This is a genomic window from Vibrio salinus (genome assembly GCF_021272385.1).
In the GTDB taxonomy this organism is placed as follows: Bacteria; Pseudomonadota; Gammaproteobacteria; order Enterobacterales; family Vibrionaceae; genus Vibrio; species Vibrio salinus.
The window spans coordinates 1083080-1099084 of the sequence record NZ_JAJSDZ010000005.1 but is presented as its reverse complement, the minus strand read 5'-3'; the positions used below and the strand labels follow the sequence as shown (position 1 = coordinate 1099084).

General features: G+C 42.9%; 14 protein-coding genes. 8 read left to right on the top strand and 6 right to left on the bottom strand.

The window, feature by feature from the left end; all coding sequences use genetic code 11:
• The first annotated feature begins 39 nt into the window (after positions 1-39).
• The 3 genes from aceE to lpdA all read left to right on the top strand — a co-directional run bounded on the left by aceE (position 40) and on the right by lpdA (position 6238).
• Positions 40-2700 carry a pyruvate dehydrogenase (acetyl-transferring), homodimeric type gene (gene aceE / locus LRQ06_RS05160; protein ID WP_232765357.1) on the top strand — a complete coding sequence of 887 codons (2661 nt, stop codon included), beginning with the start codon at positions 40-42 and terminating at the stop codon, positions 2698-2700.
• A 17-nt stretch (positions 2701-2717) separates the two neighbouring features.
• Positions 2718-4595 carry a pyruvate dehydrogenase complex dihydrolipoyllysine-residue acetyltransferase gene (gene aceF / locus LRQ06_RS05155; protein ID WP_232765356.1) on the top strand — a complete coding sequence of 626 codons (1878 nt, stop codon included), beginning with the start codon at positions 2718-2720 and terminating at the stop codon, positions 4593-4595.
• A 221-nt stretch (positions 4596-4816) separates the two neighbouring features.
• Positions 4817-6238, top strand: coding sequence for a dihydrolipoyl dehydrogenase (lpdA, locus tag LRQ06_RS05150; RefSeq protein WP_232765355.1), 1422 nt, complete (start codon positions 4817-4819; stop codon positions 6236-6238).
• Between the two features lie 70 nt (positions 6239-6308).
• On the opposite strand, the gene LRQ06_RS05145 is transcribed toward lpdA, so the two are convergent.
• Complete coding sequence (locus tag LRQ06_RS05145; protein WP_232765354.1) at positions 6309-7202, bottom strand: LysR family transcriptional regulator; 894 nt, start codon at positions 7200-7202, stop codon at positions 6309-6311.
• Positions 7203-7303: 101 nt separating this feature from the next.
• Between LRQ06_RS05145 and aguB the strand changes: the two genes are divergently transcribed.
• Both aguB and aguA read left to right on the top strand, forming a co-directional pair.
• Positions 7304-8188 carry an N-carbamoylputrescine amidase gene (gene aguB / locus LRQ06_RS05140; protein WP_308218815.1) on the top strand — a complete coding sequence of 295 codons (885 nt, stop codon included), beginning with the start codon at positions 7304-7306 and terminating at the stop codon, positions 8186-8188.
• Positions 8189-8269: 81 nt separating this feature from the next.
• Positions 8270-9373, top strand: coding sequence for an agmatine deiminase (gene aguA, locus LRQ06_RS05135; protein ID WP_232765352.1), 1104 nt, complete (start codon positions 8270-8272; stop codon positions 9371-9373).
• Between the two features lie 74 nt (positions 9374-9447).
• Here the strand turns inward: aguA and LRQ06_RS05130 are convergent, their stop codons facing one another.
• Complete coding sequence (locus tag LRQ06_RS05130; RefSeq protein WP_232765351.1) at positions 9448-10074, bottom strand: LuxR/HapR/OpaR family quorum-sensing transcriptional regulator; 627 nt, start codon at positions 10072-10074, stop codon at positions 9448-9450.
• A gap of 296 nt (positions 10075-10370) precedes the next feature.
• Here LRQ06_RS05130 and hpt point away from each other — a divergent pair, with 296 nt between their 5' ends.
• Positions 10371-10901, top strand: a complete 531-nt coding sequence (gene hpt, locus LRQ06_RS05125; RefSeq protein ID WP_232765350.1) for a hypoxanthine phosphoribosyltransferase — start codon at positions 10371-10373, stop codon at positions 10899-10901.
• A 71-nt stretch (positions 10902-10972) separates the two neighbouring features.
• On the opposite strand, the gene can is transcribed toward hpt, so the two are convergent.
• Entirely contained in the window at positions 10973-11644 is a 672-nt protein-coding gene (can, locus tag LRQ06_RS05120) for a carbonate dehydratase (RefSeq protein ID WP_232765349.1), read from the bottom strand.
• A gap of 404 nt (positions 11645-12048) precedes the next feature.
• Here can and LRQ06_RS05115 point away from each other — a divergent pair, with 404 nt between their 5' ends.
• Together LRQ06_RS05115 and LRQ06_RS05110 are read left to right on the top strand one after the other, a co-directional pair.
• Positions 12049-12960: an ABC transporter ATP-binding protein gene (locus tag LRQ06_RS05115; protein WP_232765348.1), complete on the top strand. Its 912-nt coding sequence runs from the start codon at positions 12049-12051 to the stop codon at positions 12958-12960.
• Positions 12961-12968: 8 nt separating this feature from the next.
• Positions 12969-13739, top strand: coding sequence for an ABC transporter permease (locus tag LRQ06_RS05110; protein ID WP_232765347.1), 771 nt, complete (start codon positions 12969-12971; stop codon positions 13737-13739).
• Positions 13740-13769: 30 nt separating this feature from the next.
• On the opposite strand, the gene panC is transcribed toward LRQ06_RS05110, so the two are convergent.
• The 3 genes from panC to folK are packed head-to-tail and all read right to left on the bottom strand — an operon-like array spanning position 13770 to position 15999.
• Positions 13770-14684, bottom strand: coding sequence for a pantoate--beta-alanine ligase (gene panC / locus LRQ06_RS05105; protein WP_232765346.1), 915 nt, complete (start codon positions 14682-14684; stop codon positions 13770-13772).
• 11 nt (positions 14685-14695) lie between these two features.
• Positions 14696-15490: a 3-methyl-2-oxobutanoate hydroxymethyltransferase gene (gene panB, locus LRQ06_RS05100; RefSeq protein WP_232765345.1), complete on the bottom strand. Its 795-nt coding sequence runs from the start codon at positions 15488-15490 to the stop codon at positions 14696-14698.
• Positions 15487-15999, bottom strand: coding sequence for a 2-amino-4-hydroxy-6-hydroxymethyldihydropteridine diphosphokinase (gene folK, locus LRQ06_RS05095; RefSeq protein WP_232765344.1), 513 nt, complete (start codon positions 15997-15999; stop codon positions 15487-15489). The genes panB and folK overlap by 4 nt, the downstream gene beginning before the upstream one ends.
• Positions 16000-16005: the final 6 nt, after the last annotated feature.

Below are 16005 nucleotides of genomic sequence, written 5' to 3'. Positions count from 1 at the left end.
CTTGTTTGTTAGATCAAACCAACAAAAGGATAGATCGCCATGTCTGACATGAAGCATGACGTAGATCAACTGGAGACCCAAGAGTGGTTAGAAGCTCTGGAATCAGTTGTACGTGAAGAAGGTGTTGAACGTGCTCAGTATTTACTTGAGCAGGTTTTAGAAAAAGCGACTCTGGATGGTATTGATATGCCGACTGGAGCCACGACAAACTACATTAACACTATCCCGGTGGATAAAGAACCGGCATATCCGGGAGATACCATCCTGGAACGTCGTATTCGCTCTATTATTCGCTGGAATGCCGTCATGATTGTTCTTCGCGCTTCGAAGAAAGATCTTGAACTGGGTGGTCATATGGCATCATTCCAGTCATCTGCTGCATTTTATGAAACCTGTTTTAACCATTTTTTCCGCGCGCCAAATGAAAAAGATGGCGGAGATTTGGTTTATTATCAGGGACACATTTCTCCGGGAATCTATGCTCGTGCTTTCGTCGAAGGACGTTTGACTGAAGACCAGTTAGATCATTTCCGTCAGGAAGTAGATGGTAAGGGGTTGCCATCTTATCCGCATCCGAAGTTATTACCTGAGTTCTGGCAATTCCCGACGGTGTCAATGGGATTGGGACCGATTGCTTCTATTTACCAGGCGCGTTTTCTGAAATACCTGGAAGGTCGTGGTCTGAAAGACACGTCAGCACAACGTGTTTATGCATTTCTTGGCGATGGTGAAATGGATGAACCGGAATCACGTGGGGCTATTTCATTTGCTGCCCGTGAAAAACTGGATAATCTTTGCTTTGTCATTAACTGTAACCTGCAGCGTCTGGATGGACCTGTTATGGGTAACGGGAAAATTATTCAGGAACTTGAAGGTCTCTTCAAAGGTGCCGGATGGAATGTTGTAAAAGTGATCTGGGGAAATAACTGGGATAGCCTGCTGGCGAAAGACACGTCAGGTAAACTGCTTCAGTTAATGAATGAAACCGTGGATGGTGATTACCAGACATTTAAATCAAAAGATGGTGCTTATGTTCGTGAGCATTTCTTCAATAAATACCCGGAAACAGCCGCATTGGTTGCTGACTGGACTGACGAAGAAATCTTTGCTCTTAAACGGGGTGGTCACGATTCTTCTAAACTGTATGCTGCGTTTAAAAATGCTCAGGATACAAAAGGCAAACCAACAGTTATTCTTGCTAAAACGGTAAAAGGCTATGGAATGGGCGATGCTGCTGAAGGTAAGAATATCGCTCACCAGGTGAAGAAAATGGACATGACTCATGTTGAACACTTGCGTGATCGTCTTGCTCTTCAGGATCTGGTATCTGATGAAGATCTTAAATCTCTTCCGTATCTGAAACTGGAAGAAGGATCTGCTGAATATGAGTATCTTCATGCTCACCGTAAAGCGTTGCATGGTTATACTCCGCAGCGGTTACTTAATTCCACTCAGGAATTTGTTACCCCTGAGCTGGATGAGTTTAAACCATTGCTTGAAGCTCAGAAGCGTGAAATCTCTTCAACAATGGCGTTTGTACGTACATTGAATGTACTGCTTAAAAACAAAAATATCGGTAAAAATATTGTGCCAATCGTGGCTGATGAAGCTCGTACCTTTGGTATGGAAGGCTTATTCCGTCAGATTGGTATCTATAATCCTCATGGTCAGACCTATACACCGGAAGATCGTGGTGTTGTCTCTTACTACAAAGAAGATACTTCTGGTCAGGTTCTCCAGGAAGGCATTAATGAGTTAGGTGCTATGTCCTCATGGGTTGCTGCGGCAACATCATACAGTACTAACGACCTGCCAATGATTCCTTTCTATATTTACTATTCTATGTTTGGTTTCCAGCGTGTCGGTGATATGGCATGGATGGCCGGAGACCAACAGGCACGTGGCTTCCTGCTTGGTGCAACCGCAGGACGTACGACACTGAATGGGGAAGGCTTGCAGCACGAAGATGGTCATTCACATATTATGGCCGGTACTGTTCCAAACTGTGTGTCTTATGATCCTACGTTTGCGTATGAAGTCGCTGTGATTGTTCAGGATGGTATCCGTCGTATGTACGGAGACAATGAAAATGTTTATTACTATCTGACTCTGATGAATGAAAACTATGCTATGCCAGCGATGCCGGAAGGGGCAGAAGATGGTATTCGTAAAGGTATTTATAAGCTGGAAACTTATGCTGGTGATAAGGGTAAAGTTCAGCTTATGAGCTCAGGTACGATCATGAATGAAGTTCGTAAAGCGGCTTCTATTCTGAGTGAAGAATATGGTGTTGCTTCAGACGTTTTCTCTGTGACTTCGTTTAATGAACTGGCTCGAGATGGTCAGGCTATCGAACGTGACAATATGTTGCATCCGGAAGCGGAAGAAAAAGTGCCTTACATTGCAACTGTTTTGGGCAATGAACCAGCAATTGCAGCAACGGATTATATGAAGAATTATGCAGAGCAGGTACGCGCCTTTATCCCTGCTGAGTCTTATAAAGTCCTTGGTACTGATGGCTTTGGTCGTTCAGACAGTCGCGATAATCTTCGTCGTCATTTTGAAGTGAATGCCGGATATGTGGTTGTCGCTGCTCTGACTGAGCTGGCAAAACGCGGTGATGTTGAACGTTCTGTTGTCGCTGATGCGATTAAGAAATTCGATATCAACACAGATAAAATGAATCCACTATACGCTTAATGAGGTAGGAAATAGCAATGGCAATCGAAATTAAGGTACCTGACATTGGTGCGGATGAGGTTGAAGTTACTGAGATTCTTGTAAGCGTTGGTGACAAAGTTGAAGAAGAACAGTCTCTGATTACCGTTGAAGGTGATAAAGCTTCTATGGAAGTACCGGCCTCTCAGGCCGGGATTGTAAAAGAAATTAAGGTCACCGAAGGGGACAAAGTCTCTACCGGCTCTTTAATTATGATTTTTGATACCGAAGATGCGGGTGCCTCAGAAGCGGCACCAGCACCGGCTTCAGAAACTCCGGCTGCGGCACCGGCTGCATCCGAGTTGAAAGAAATTCACGTGCCGGATATCGGCGGTGATGAAGTTGAAGTCACTGAAATTATGGTCGCTGTTGGCGATTCAGTAGAAGAAGAGCAGTCATTGCTTACCGTTGAAGGCGATAAAGCCTCAATGGAAGTGCCTGCACCACTTGCTGGTACCGTGAAAGAAATTAAAGTGGCATCAGGTGACAAAGTATCAACTGGCTCTCTTATCATGGTATTTGAAGTCGCTGGTTCTGGTGCGGCTCCGGTTGCAGCTCCTGCAGAAGCAGCTTCAGTGGTGGCACCTGTTGCCGCGACAGCGAAAGAAGTCAATGTACCCGATATCGGTGGTGACGAAGTTGAAGTGACCGAAATCATGGTAGCGGTTGGCGATACCATTGAAGAAGAACAATCACTGATTACCGTCGAAGGCGATAAAGCATCAATGGAAGTACCTGCACCATTCGCAGGTACAGTGAAAGAAATCAAGATTGCAACTGGTGATAAGGTATCAACTGGTTCTCTGATCATGGTCTTTGAAGTTGCGGGTGCAGCACCAGCTTCAGTTGCAGCGCCAGCCGCCGCTCCTGCAGCTTCAGCGAAAGCAGAAGCACCGAAAGCAGCACCAGCCAGCTCAGCGCCGGCATCCAGCGGTGAATTTAAAGAAAATAATGAGTATGCACATGCTTCTCCGGTTGTGCGTCGTCTGGCCCGGGAATTTGGCGTTGATCTGTCAAAACTTAAAGGGACTGGCCGTAAGAGCCGTATCCTGAAAGAAGATGTTCAGAACTACGTAAAAGAAGCGCTGAAACGTCTTGAGTCTGGAGCTGCATCCGGTGGTGATGGCAGTGCACTGGGCTTGCTGCCATGGCCAAAAGTGGACTTTAGTAAATTTGGTGATACAGAAGTTCAGCCTTTGTCCCGTATTAAGAAAATCTCAGGTGCGAACCTGCATCGTAACTGGGTCATGATTCCTCATGTTACTCAGTGGGATAATGCGGACATCACTGAACTGGAAGCGTTCCGTAAAGAGCAAAATGCGATTGAAGCTAAGAAAGACACAGGGGTTAAAATTACACCGCTTGTCTTTATCATGAAAGCGGCTGCAAAAGCACTGGAAGCATTTCCTTCGTTTAACTCTTCATTATCAGAAGATGGCGAAAGTTTAATTCTTAAGAAATACGTCAATATCGGGATTGCAGTTGATACACCAAATGGTTTGGTTGTTCCTGTCTTTAAGGACGTCAACAAGAAAGGGATTTATGAACTTTCTGACGAACTGAAAGCCGTATCGAAGAAAGCCCGTGCCGGTAAATTAACCGCTGCAGACATGCAGGGTGGCTGTTTTACCATTTCCAGCCTTGGCGGAATCGGCGGTACAGCCTTTACACCAATTGTGAATGCGCCTGAAGTCGCGATTCTTGGTGTATCTAAGTCAGAGATGAAACCAGTATGGAATGGAAAAGAGTTCATTCCTCGCCTACAGTTACCACTGTCGTTATCATATGACCACCGTGTCATTGATGGTGCTGAAGGGGCTCGTTTTATTACGTACCTCAATGGTTGCTTAAGCGATATTCGTCGCCTGGTACTGTAATTCTGGGAATATCAGGGCGACATTGAGTCGCCCTGAATGTAGATACAAACCCAATGTAACACTTTGATTAATAATAAAGTTAATTTATTGGTTTTTTTACAGTAGTCGGTTTTTTCTTTTCATTCCATTAACATCTCTGTAAACTGTTTTGGTTTGATTAGTCGCTGAAAAATAAGTCTTCCCGGCTAGCCTGTAAGGAATAATGACTACAAGAGGTCACAATGAGCAAAGAAATCAAAGCCCAGGTTGTAGTGCTTGGTGCCGGTCCTGCTGGTTATTCTGCCGCATTCCGTTGTGCAGATTTAGGTTTAGATACCGTGCTGATTGAAAAATACAGCACATTAGGTGGTGTTTGTCTGAACGTTGGCTGTATTCCTTCAAAAGCCCTGCTTCATGTAGCAAAAGTTATCGAAGAAGCAAAAGCTCTTGCACAACACGGTATTGTGTTTGGTGAGCCTTCAACGGATATTGATAAAATTCGTCTTTGGAAAGAAAAAGTGATTAACCAGTTAACTGGTGGTCTTTCCGGTATGGCTAAAATGCGTAAAGTTACCGTTGTTAACGGTTTTGGTAAATTTACCGGGCCAAATACGATTGAAGTCGATGGCGAAGGAAAGACCATCGTTAATTTTGATAATGCGATTGTTGCCGCCGGTTCACGTCCGATTAAACTTCCGTTTATTCCTCATGAAGATCCCCGTATCTGGGATTCAACAGATGCCCTTAAATTAAAAGAAGTGCCTGAAAAACTGCTCATCATGGGTGGAGGTATCATCGGTCTTGAAATGGGAACGGTTTACCACGCTCTTGGATCAAAAATTGATGTTGTTGAGATGTTTGATCAGGTTATTCCGCCGGCAGATAAAGATATTGTGAAAATCTTTACTAAGCGTATTAAAGATAAATTCAATCTGATGCTGGAAACCAAAGTCACCGCTATTGAAGCAAAAGACGATGGTATCTATGTTTCAATGGAAGGTAAGAAAGCGCCATCGGAAGCAGAACGCTATGATGCAGTTCTGGTTGCCATTGGTCGTGTTCCTAACGGGCTGATGCTGGATGCTGAAAAAGCTGGCCTTAATGTGGATGAGCGTGGCTTTATCGGTGTGGACAAACAAATGCGTACCAATGTTCCTCATATTTATGCGATCGGCGATATTGTCGGACAGCCAATGCTTGCGCATAAAGGGGTACATGAAGGTCATGTGGCCGCAGAAGTGATTGCCGGTAAGAAACATTACTTTGATCCGAAAGTCATTCCTTCTATTGCTTATACCGAACCGGAAGTGGCATGGGTTGGTAAAACAGAGAAAGAAGCAAAAGCGGAAGGTCTTAACTTCGAAGTGGCAACATTCCCATGGGCGGCTTCCGGAAGAGCGATTGCATCGGATTGTTCTGATGGTATGACTAAGCTGATTTTCGATAAAGATACTCACCGGGTCATTGGTGGTGCCATTGTTGGTACCAATGGCGGTGAATTATTAGGTGAAATTGGTTTGGCTATTGAAATGGGCTGTGACGCAGAAGATTTGGCGCTTACTATTCATGCTCACCCAACATTACATGAGTCTGTCGGTCTGGCTGCTGAGGTGTTTGAAGGTTCTATTACTGACCTGCCAAACGCAAAGGCGAAGAAAAAGTAAAAGCCTGACAGCAAAAAAGAAAGTGGCGATGTCGGTATGACTATCGCCATTTTTTATGTCTGACGATTTCCTAATCGATACATTGTTGTATTTCTTGTATCAGCCACTGAACACTGTCCTGGCTGTCATATAACTGATGAGTGAACATACTGAGCGATAACTCCGGCAGATCGGGTGGTAGTTCGAGGATTTTTAAAGGAAGCATTTTTTCCAGTTGCAGTGCGATTCTCAGCGGAACACACATCAGATTTCCGGTGTTTGCCGTCACCAACCCGCCGACGGCAAAGCTTTGTACGATCATGGCGATTTGTCTGGCCTGATGTTGATGATAAAGCCAGCGATCAATCGGATCGGCTCCCGAATTAATCAGGGGTAAATGGACATGAGGGGTTTCAAGAAAGGTTTTAAAACTGAGCTTATCAGGTAAATTCGTATTTTTAGCGGCGATGCCGACATAACGGTCAGTCAGCCAGTGATATCGATGATAATAACGGGGAATGGTCTGTAGGTCGTCAACCCCCAGTATTAAATCGATATGCCCCTGAGCAACCCTCTCTATCTGCATGTTTTCCGAGAGTATTTCGATGGCAATACGGACATTCGGTGCTTTCTCTTCAAACGTCTTTCCCAGTCTGGGTAATGCGTAAAATTCAAAGTAATCAATAGCGCCAATATAGAAAGTCTTGGCATCCAGTCGGGGATCAAATGGCTTCATGCGTTCTAAAGCCATATCGATGGACGTTAATCCTTTGTGGATATCCGGGAGCAACCGTTTTACCAGTGGCGTCGGTTCCATGCCGGTTTTTGTTTTAATAAAGAGTGGATCATTAAAACGGTTTCTTAACTTTGCCAGTACGTGACTGGCTGCGGATTGGCTCATAAACATTTTTTTTGCCGCTTTAGATAGGTGTCTTTCTTTCTCCAAAACGACTAAAAGCCGGAGCTGATTAATGTCAATATCCATAGGTTATCGAAAATTCTCATATTAAAACCAAAATAATGCACTTCAATAATAACCTGATAATAAGTAAAAAGGAGTTAAGTTTTACAGATTGACAAGGAAATGTGATGAGAAAGGTAACGGTTGCTGCGACGCAAATGGCATGTTCATGGGATATAGAAAAGAACATTCAGACTGCTGAGAAACTTGTCAGGCAAGCGACAAAACAAGGTGCCCAAATTATTCTGTTACAAGAGCTCTTTGAAACACCGTACTTTTGTATTGAGATTAGCGAATCCTACCACAAGCTGGCGTCAACACTTGAAAATAACGAAGCATTCGGGCGCTTATCCAGACTGGCTAAAGAGTTGCAGGTTGTGCTGCCGTTCAGTTGGTATGAGAGAGCTGGAAACGTCAGCTTTAATTCGGTTGCCGTTATTGATGCTGATGGCTCTTTGCTCGGTATCTACCGGAAAACACATATACCGGACAGTGATGGTTACCTGGAAAAATACTATTTCAGTCCGGGAGATACCGGTTTTAAAGTCTGGAAAACCCGTTATGCCAATATTGGGGTTGGGATATGTTGGGATCAGTGGTTTCCCGAAGCGGCCCGCAGTATGGCCCTGCAGGGCGCCGAGTTGTTGTTCTATCCGACTGCGATTGGCAGTGAACCCAGTCAGCCTGAGATGGATTCCCAGCCTCACTGGCAGCGGACCATGCAGGGTCATGCAGCGGCAAATCAAATACCGGTCATCGCTTCTAACCGTACCGGAACCGAAACAGCGCAATTCCGGGATCTTTCTCTGACCTTCTTTGGATCTTCTTTTATTACAGATTACACCGGAGAAGTCGTTGAAAAAGCACCGCGGGAGGGCCAGCAAGTTCTGACACATGAGTTTGATCTGGATAACATTGAATTTCAGCGGCGGGCATGGGGGCTGTTCAGGGACAGACGTCCTGAGCATTATGAGCCGTTGTTAACGCTGGATGGAGGCCTGAAAGGTTAATGTTATGAATTCATTACTAATAAGGAGTGCTTTTATTCGTCTTACAGGTATTAAAAGCTCCTTTAAAACGGGAAAAATGGAATGAGCAAAGTCATTGATGGTTTGCCGGTTGAACACGATTTTTACATGCCCGGTGAGCATGCCCCTCAGGAGCAGGTATGGATGGCATGGCCTGTTCGTAGTGATAACTGGCGTAATGGGGCTAAACCGGCTCAGAAAGCATTTGTTGACGTTGCACGGGTGATTGCAGAAGAAACGCAGGTGGTTATGTTGGTTAGTCAGTCTCAGTATAAGAATGCTCGGGAACAATTACCGTCTCATATCCGGGTGATTGAAATGTCATACAATGACTGCTGGATGAGAGATATGGGAGCAACGTGCCTTATTCACCAAACACAGGAGTTGCGTCGGGGGATAAGCTGGAATTTTAATGCCTGGGGAGGGCTTGTTGACGGTCTGTATTTCCCCTGGGATTTGGATGATTTGGTTGCTGAGAAAATGCTGAATCTGATGGGAGACGATATCTATGATATTCCAATGGTTTTGGAAGGGGGCTCCATTCACACTGATGGTGAAGGAACCTTGTTTACCACAGAAGAATGTTTACTCCATCCCAGCCGGAACCCCGACATGTCAAAGCAGGAAATAGAAAACAGGCTTAAGTCAGTCCTGGGGATAAACAAAGTTATCTGGTTGCCTAATGGTCTTTACAATGATGAAACTAATGGTCACGTTGATAATATCATGCATGTTGTGAAACCGGGTGAAGTCATTTTAACCTGTTGTGATGATCCAAATGATCCTCAGTATCGAATCAGTCAGAAGGCGCTGGATGTATTAAGTTCTGAGACTGATGCGAAAGGAAGGACAATCAAAGTTCACAAAATACCGATGCCCGGACCATTGTACATAACAGAAGAGGAAGCTGAGGGCGTTGATAGCAGTGATGGTATGGAACGTCATGCTGGTGAACGTTTAGGGGCGTCGTACTCTAATTTTTTGGTTACCAATAACTTGGTGGTATATCCTCTTTTGGATGAACACTGTGATGAACAAGCGAAAGAAGTACTAGAGTGTGCGTTTCCTGAGCATCAGGTGGTCGGAGTGAAAGCAAGAGAAATATTGCTTGGTGGTGGAAATATACATTGTATTACCCAGCAGATACCGAAAGTGAAAGCAGGATGAGCTTTTCGCTGAAAAAAACCGCTTCACGGGAAGCGGTTTTTACCCAAAAAATTACAGTATGACCAGACGAATAATCACACCAGTTCTTTTTTGTGGTTATAGATACAAAGCATATCAAGATAGCTGTGCACAAGATCTTCGACTACTTTCTGATCATTTGTACGGTTAGCCTGAACAAACAAACCATAGAATAAGCCGATAAATAAGCTGGTAAGTTGCTCAGGATCATAATGTGGATTGACGTCTCCGCGCTCTATCGCGCGATTAAACATATTTTTAATCAGTAGCCGGTTGGTATGGTTACTGGAGATAAAGAGTGGCCAGACTTCTTCACGAGTCGATGCACTCCATTCAAACCACACTTTTAACCAGTGGCAGTCATTAAAGACTAGCCGGTTCATTTCATGAGACAGGCGGTACAGGTTATCTTTGATATAAGCATCGATATCGATGTTATCTGCCAGGAAATTTGAAAATTGATGCACGACGTGAGTCAGTACGTCATCGACCAAATCTTCTCTGGTGGGGAAATAATTAAAAACAGTTGCTACGGAGACTTGCGCTATTTCCGCAATATCTGCGTGACCGCCTCTGCCTATGCCTCTTTTGGCGAAAACTTCAAGCGCGATTTCCATAAGTTGAAGTTTTCTTTTTTGTGGTGACAGCCTTGTTCTAGGGCGTTTTTCAATTGATGCGTCCATATTTAATCCTTGCCAATACGTTGTAAATTAAAAATTATTACTTATTCTATTAATGCTTTTATCGATATAAGTGTAATGGTGCATATGAAATTGGTCAATTATGATTCGAAAAAAATAATCAAATTTTTGTAATTAATTTAATTATGCTATGTATCAGTAATAATTTCGAACCTTATTTGGCAAATGCCCAATAAATCCAGAAGCATTTAACTCTTTTATCACTAATGATACTATACCCGCCCATCAGAACCTGGCGGGCTAGCACTCCTGCATAAAAATTAATCAATGAGTTTGGTATGAAACACACGGTAGAAGTCATGATTTCTGAACAAGATGTTCAGAAAAGAGTAGAAGAGTTAGGGAAAGCCATTACAGAATATTATAAAGGCAGTGATGATCTTGTTCTTGTCGGATTATTGAGAGGATCATTTGTTTTTATGGCTGATTTGGCCAGAGCGATTCATTTGACTCATCAGGTTGATTTCATGACCGCTTCCAGTTATGGAAATTCGATGGAAAGTTCCAGAGACGTTCGTATTCTGAAAGATTTGGATGATGATATTAAGGGTAAGGATGTTCTTTTAGTTGAAGATATCATTGATACCGGTAATACCTTAAATAAAGTGAAAGAGATTCTGTCTCTGCGCGAGCCTAAATCCGTTGAAATTTGCACTTTGCTTGATAAACCATCCCGGCGTGAAGTTGATGTTGACGTTAAATGGATTGGTTTTCAGATCCCGGATGAGTTTGTCGTTGGTGTCGGGATTGATTATGCACAGAAATACCGCCATCTCCCTTTCATTGGAAAGGTTGTCCCTGAAGAGTAAATATTCTTGTGTTTGATGAGTGGAATACAGACTCCCCTGATTTCAACTTTCTGAAGTCAGGGGATTTTTCTTTAACGGCGGCAGAGCAATTTATGTTCTTTGTTCAGAATTTTTTCCATTGAGCTATGGTAGTTTTCTTCTACTGATTCCGGTGAGTCACTTCTGACCCCCAGATACTCAAGACGTCCGTCATCGATACCATAGACAATGCCGTGTACTTCAATTTTCTGACCCCGTTGCCATGCATTTTGCAGAATGGTGGAATTACCCAGGTTATAGACCTGCTCAGCGACATTGATTTCAACCAGTTTGTCTGCTCGGCTTTCGTCCGGCATACTGTCTAAGTAAGCCCGGTGTTTAAAATAAATATCTTTAATATGCAGTAACCAGTTGTTAATTAAACCTAAATGGTGGTTTTCCATGCACGCATTCACTCCCCCACAGTCATAATGACCACACACGATAATGTGTTTTACTTTTAAAACATCCACTGCGTACTGGACAACTGAAAGACAGTTTAAATCGGTATGCACGACTAAGTTAGCTACGTTACGGTGAACAAATAATTCGCCTGAATGTAAGTCAGTTAATCGTTCTGCTGGCACCCGGCTATCGGAACAACCAATCCATAAAAATTCCGGACTTTGCCCTTTAGATAGTTGGGTAAAATATTCAGGGTGCTCATCTTTAATCGATTGAGACCACTTTGCGTTGTTTTCAAATAGTTGTTTTAGTTCCGGCATTTTATCATTCCCTTAAATGCTATTTTTCGCATTATTATTTTATTTTCCGGTACAATCTAAATATTGTCATAGTATTATTAGACTGTTTTACTGTGTTCAAAGTCACTATACACAAACTTTCCATATGGTTCTTGTTTAAAATGAGATTTACATCACTCATTAAGTCTGCATTTTTCAGTCATTGAAACAATTTTTAAGGAAAGAAAGCAAAATCATTGTAAATTAGATTTTGCTAAATTTTTTATGTTTTTTAGTATATTGATTTTATTAGACATTTTATAAAAAATGAAAAATAACGTTATAGATTGTATTTGCTACTTTTAATATCGGAATTTATGTTTTAATGGTTGGAAAATAATCAACTTATTAAATTTAAAAGAAAAATAAGGTATGAGATAAATAGAATGAATGCACTGGAAATCCATAGTTTACGGAAAACTTACTCTGGTGGTTTTGAAGCACTGAAAGGGGTTGACTTAACCGTTAAGGAAGGCGATTTTTTTGCTTTACTGGGCCCTAATGGGGCAGGCAAATCAACAATTATAGGAATTATTTCTTCACTGGTGAATAAAACATCTGGTGAGGTATCGGTTTTTGGCTGCGATATTGATAAAGAACTTGAACAGGCAAAGCAGTTTTTAGGTTTGGTTCCACAAGAGTTTAATTTTAACCAGTTTGAGACCGTTGAACAAATAGTGATTCAACAGGCTGGCTTTTATGGCGTATCCCGGGTTGCAGCAAAAGAACGGGCAAAGAAGTATCTCACACAATTAAATCTATGGGATAAAAGAAAAGAAAGGTCCCGTAATTTATCCGGGGGGATGAAGCGTCGTCTGATGATTGCCAGAGCTTTGATGCATGAGCCAAAGCTTCTTATTTTGGATGAACCGACCGCGGGGGTGGATATTGAACTGAGACGATCGATGTGGGATTTTCTGGAAGAGATTAACCGACAGGGAGTCACGATTATTTTGACAACACATTATCTGGAAGAAGCCGAAATGTTATGTCGGAATATCGGTATTATCAATAAAGGTGAATTGATTGAAAATACAACGATGAAGGGATTACTGGCGAAGCTGAAAGTGGAAACCTTTATTCTTGATTTGGATAGTATGGATAACATCCCTGAACTGACAGGAGTTTCCAGACAAGTCATGATTGATGGTTCACTGGAAATTGAAGTTGAGAAAAGTCAGGGCCTTAACCATATTTTCGCTCAGTTAAGCGAACATGAAATCAGTGTTTTATCGATGAGAAACAAAGCCAATCGTTTGGAAGAGCTGTTTGTCAGTATTGTTCGTGATAGTAAGTGAGGATGAACATGTACCGTTTATATTGGACTGCATTTATTAGTTTATTGCGAAAAGAAGTAACACGTTTTGGCCGGATTTGGGTTCAGACTCTGGTTCCTCCTGCGATTACAATGACTTTGTATTTTATTATTTTTGGTAATTTGATTGGTTCCAGAATCGGACACATGAATGGTTTTACTTATATGGAATATATTGTGCCTGGTTTAATTATGATGTCGGTCATTACCAATTCCTACTCGAATGTTGCTTCCTCCTTTTTCAGCTCCAAGATGCAGAAGAACATTGAGGAACTGCTGGTCGCACCGGTGCCGAATTATGTCATCATTGGCGGTTATGTGATGGGGGGCGTGGCAAGAGGATTGTGTGTTGGTGCAATGGTCACCGGCGTTTCTCTTTTCTTTGTTCCGCTGCAGATAGAGCACTGGGCTGTGATTGTTTCCAGTGTTTTTCTGACCTCTGTTGTGTTTGCGCTTGGGGGATTTATCAACGCTGTCTACGCGAAAACTTTTGATGATATATCCATCGTTCCTACGTTTGTATTGACGCCTTTGACGTACCTTGGCGGTGTATTTTATTCGCTGTCACTATTACCGGAGTTCTGGCAGGGGGTTTCAAAAATCAACCCGATAGTCTATATGGTCAATGCTTTCCGTTACGGCTTTTTGGGGGTATCAGATGTTGATATTCACACGTCATTTTCGGTGCTGATTTTGTTCGTTATTTTGCTGTTTTCACTGGCGCTGTATTTAGTTAAAAAAGGCGTGGGTCTGAGAAGTTAAAAAGTGCCCCTCGAAGAGGGGCACGGAATGTTAGCTGTTGGTATCGGATTCTGGCTGTTCTTCTTGTGCCGAAGTTTCAGTTGCGTCTTTATCGGTGCTGAGTTCAATCACCAGATTGTCTATCAGACGGACATGTCCTAAAAATGCAGCCATCAGAATAACAATATGTTTGGTTTCTTCTGTTGCTGGTTTAAGTGTCACGGCATCACAAATATGAATTTGGTCTGTTTGAAGATCCGCAGCTCTTAATTGATCACTGGCATCCTCAATAATTGATTCAAAATCGTTTCTGCCACCACGGATCGCACTGCTCATCCAACGCATTGTTCGGGCCAGGACCGGTGCACGTTGCCTTTCGTCAAGAGTCAGAAGACTGTTACGGGAGCTCATTGCCAGTCCGTCAAGTTCACGAACGGTAGGGACACCTATGATATCGGTATCGATAGCAAGATCGGCTACCATCTGGCGAACTAAAGCTAATTGTTGATAGTCTTTTTCGCCAAAGCATGCTAAATCAGGTTTAACAATGTTTAATAGCTTCGTTACGACGGTAGACACTCCCCGGAAATGTCCCGGGCGAGAAGCCCCTTCTAACATAGATGAAATTCCGGGTACTTCAACAAACGTTTGTTGATCCATTCCATTTGGATACATGATCTCTGGTGTCGGAGTGAATACCAGATCAACTCCTCTTTCTGTCAGTTTCGCAAGATCATCATCCACTGTTCGTGGGTAATTGTTCAGGTCATCGCTGCGATCAAATTGCAGAGGATTAACAAAAATACTAACAACAACTGCATCTGCTAGTTCCTGAGCTTTTTTGACCAGTGCAAGATGTCCTTCGTGCAAGTTGCCCATAGTCGGAACAAATCCAATGGTTTTCCCATCCTGCTTATACTTTGATATCTGCTCTCTGAGAGCGGATATATCAGCAAAAGTTTGCATGAAATACTCCTTTAAGCAATAGTATGCTTTTCATCCGGGAAAAGGCCGTTTTTTACATCATCCATATATTTTGCAACGGCACTTTTAATATCGCCGGTCTCGGCGAGGAAGTTTTTAGAAAACTTCGGCATATAATTGGCAGAAATGCCAAGCATATCATGCATGACAAGGATTTGACCATCAGTATCGGAACCTGCTCCAATGCCAATAACAGGAATATCCAATGCTTTTGTTATGCGTTTAGCCAGTTCTGCCGGAATACATTCAAGGACCAGAGCCTGAGCTCCGGCACCCTGAAGGGCTAAAGCATCGCTAAGAATTTCTTCTGCTTTTTCATCTTCTTTACCCTGTATTTTGTAGCCGCCGAAAATGTTAACTGACTGAGGTGTCAGCCCCATGTGAGCACAGACAGGGACGGCACGTTCTGTCAGCATTTTGACGGTATCAACTAACCAGCGACCACCTTCAATCTTGACCATATTGGCACCGGCACGCATTAGTACAGCGGCATTCTCACAGGCTTTTTCCGGTGTGTTGAGCGTCATGAATGGCATGTCGGCCATCAGAAGGCAGTTTGGGCTTCCAGCGCGTACACAACGGGTATGATAAGCAATATCTTCCAGTGTGACCGGAAGAGTATCGGAGTGACCCTGGAGTACCATACCTAATGAATCACCAACCAGAAGCACCGGCATTTCTTCATTTTCGAATATTTGTGCAAAACTTGCATCATATGCTGTTGAAGTCGGAAATTTATGCCCTGCTTTTTTCCATTTCATCAGGTCACTGATTGTTATTTTTTTCATTCTTGTTCCTTTACCGGCTTTGCTGTTGTCTGCCAGATTCTTAGCCCGTTTCGATCGACTTTTTCTAATAATTCGGATAATTCTGTTCCATCCGGGAAAATAAAATCGGGCTCAACTTCTGCAAGCGGATACAATACAAATTCTCTTTCTTTCATTCCATAATGAGGAATGGTTAATCTTTCGGAGGTGATGGTTTCATCACCAAACGTTAAAATATCCAGATCCAGAGTTCTTGGTCCCCATCGTTCTTCTTTTCTGACTCTGCCTTGTTCTGACTCTATCTTCTGGGTAAAGTTTAGCAGCTCCAGCGGAGTCAGGTTCGTCTCCATTTTGGCAACCGCGTTAATATAATCAGGTTGGTCTTTTGGCCCCATCGGTGTACTGGTATAAAGTTTTGATGCGCTAATCAATCTCGATTGCGGAATGGTGTTTAGCGCATCAATGGCTTTTCTGGCCTGATTGACAGGATCAGACAGATTGCTGCCTATCGCGATGTATGCGGTAGTCATGGTATT

Coding starts and splice junctions, on each gene's coding strand:
- panB (WP_232765345.1), bottom strand. CDS start 15,490: ATGAAAAAAATAACAATCAGTGACCTGATGAAATGGAAAAAAGCAGGG.
- aguA (WP_232765352.1), top strand. CDS start 8,270: ATGAGCAAAGTCATTGATGGTTTGCCGGTTGAACACGATTTTTACATG.
- LRQ06_RS05115 (WP_232765348.1), top strand. CDS start 12,049: ATGAATGCACTGGAAATCCATAGTTTACGGAAAACTTACTCTGGTGGT.
- folK (WP_232765344.1), bottom strand. CDS start 15,999: ATGACTACCGCATACATCGCGATAGGCAGCAATCTGTCTGATCCTGTC.
- aceF (WP_232765356.1), top strand. CDS start 2,718: ATGGCAATCGAAATTAAGGTACCTGACATTGGTGCGGATGAGGTTGAA.
- LRQ06_RS05110 (WP_232765347.1), top strand. CDS start 12,969: ATGTACCGTTTATATTGGACTGCATTTATTAGTTTATTGCGAAAAGAA.
- LRQ06_RS05130 (WP_232765351.1), bottom strand. CDS start 10,074: ATGGACGCATCAATTGAAAAACGCCCTAGAACAAGGCTGTCACCACAA.
- aceE (WP_232765357.1), top strand. CDS start 40: ATGTCTGACATGAAGCATGACGTAGATCAACTGGAGACCCAAGAGTGG.
- hpt (WP_232765350.1), top strand. CDS start 10,371: ATGAAACACACGGTAGAAGTCATGATTTCTGAACAAGATGTTCAGAAA.
- panC (WP_232765346.1), bottom strand. CDS start 14,684: ATGCAAACTTTTGCTGATATATCCGCTCTCAGAGAGCAGATATCAAAG.
- can (WP_232765349.1), bottom strand. CDS start 11,644: ATGCCGGAACTAAAACAACTATTTGAAAACAACGCAAAGTGGTCTCAA.
- LRQ06_RS05145 (WP_232765354.1), bottom strand. CDS start 7,202: ATGGATATTGACATTAATCAGCTCCGGCTTTTAGTCGTTTTGGAGAAA.
- lpdA (WP_232765355.1), top strand. CDS start 4,817: ATGAGCAAAGAAATCAAAGCCCAGGTTGTAGTGCTTGGTGCCGGTCCT.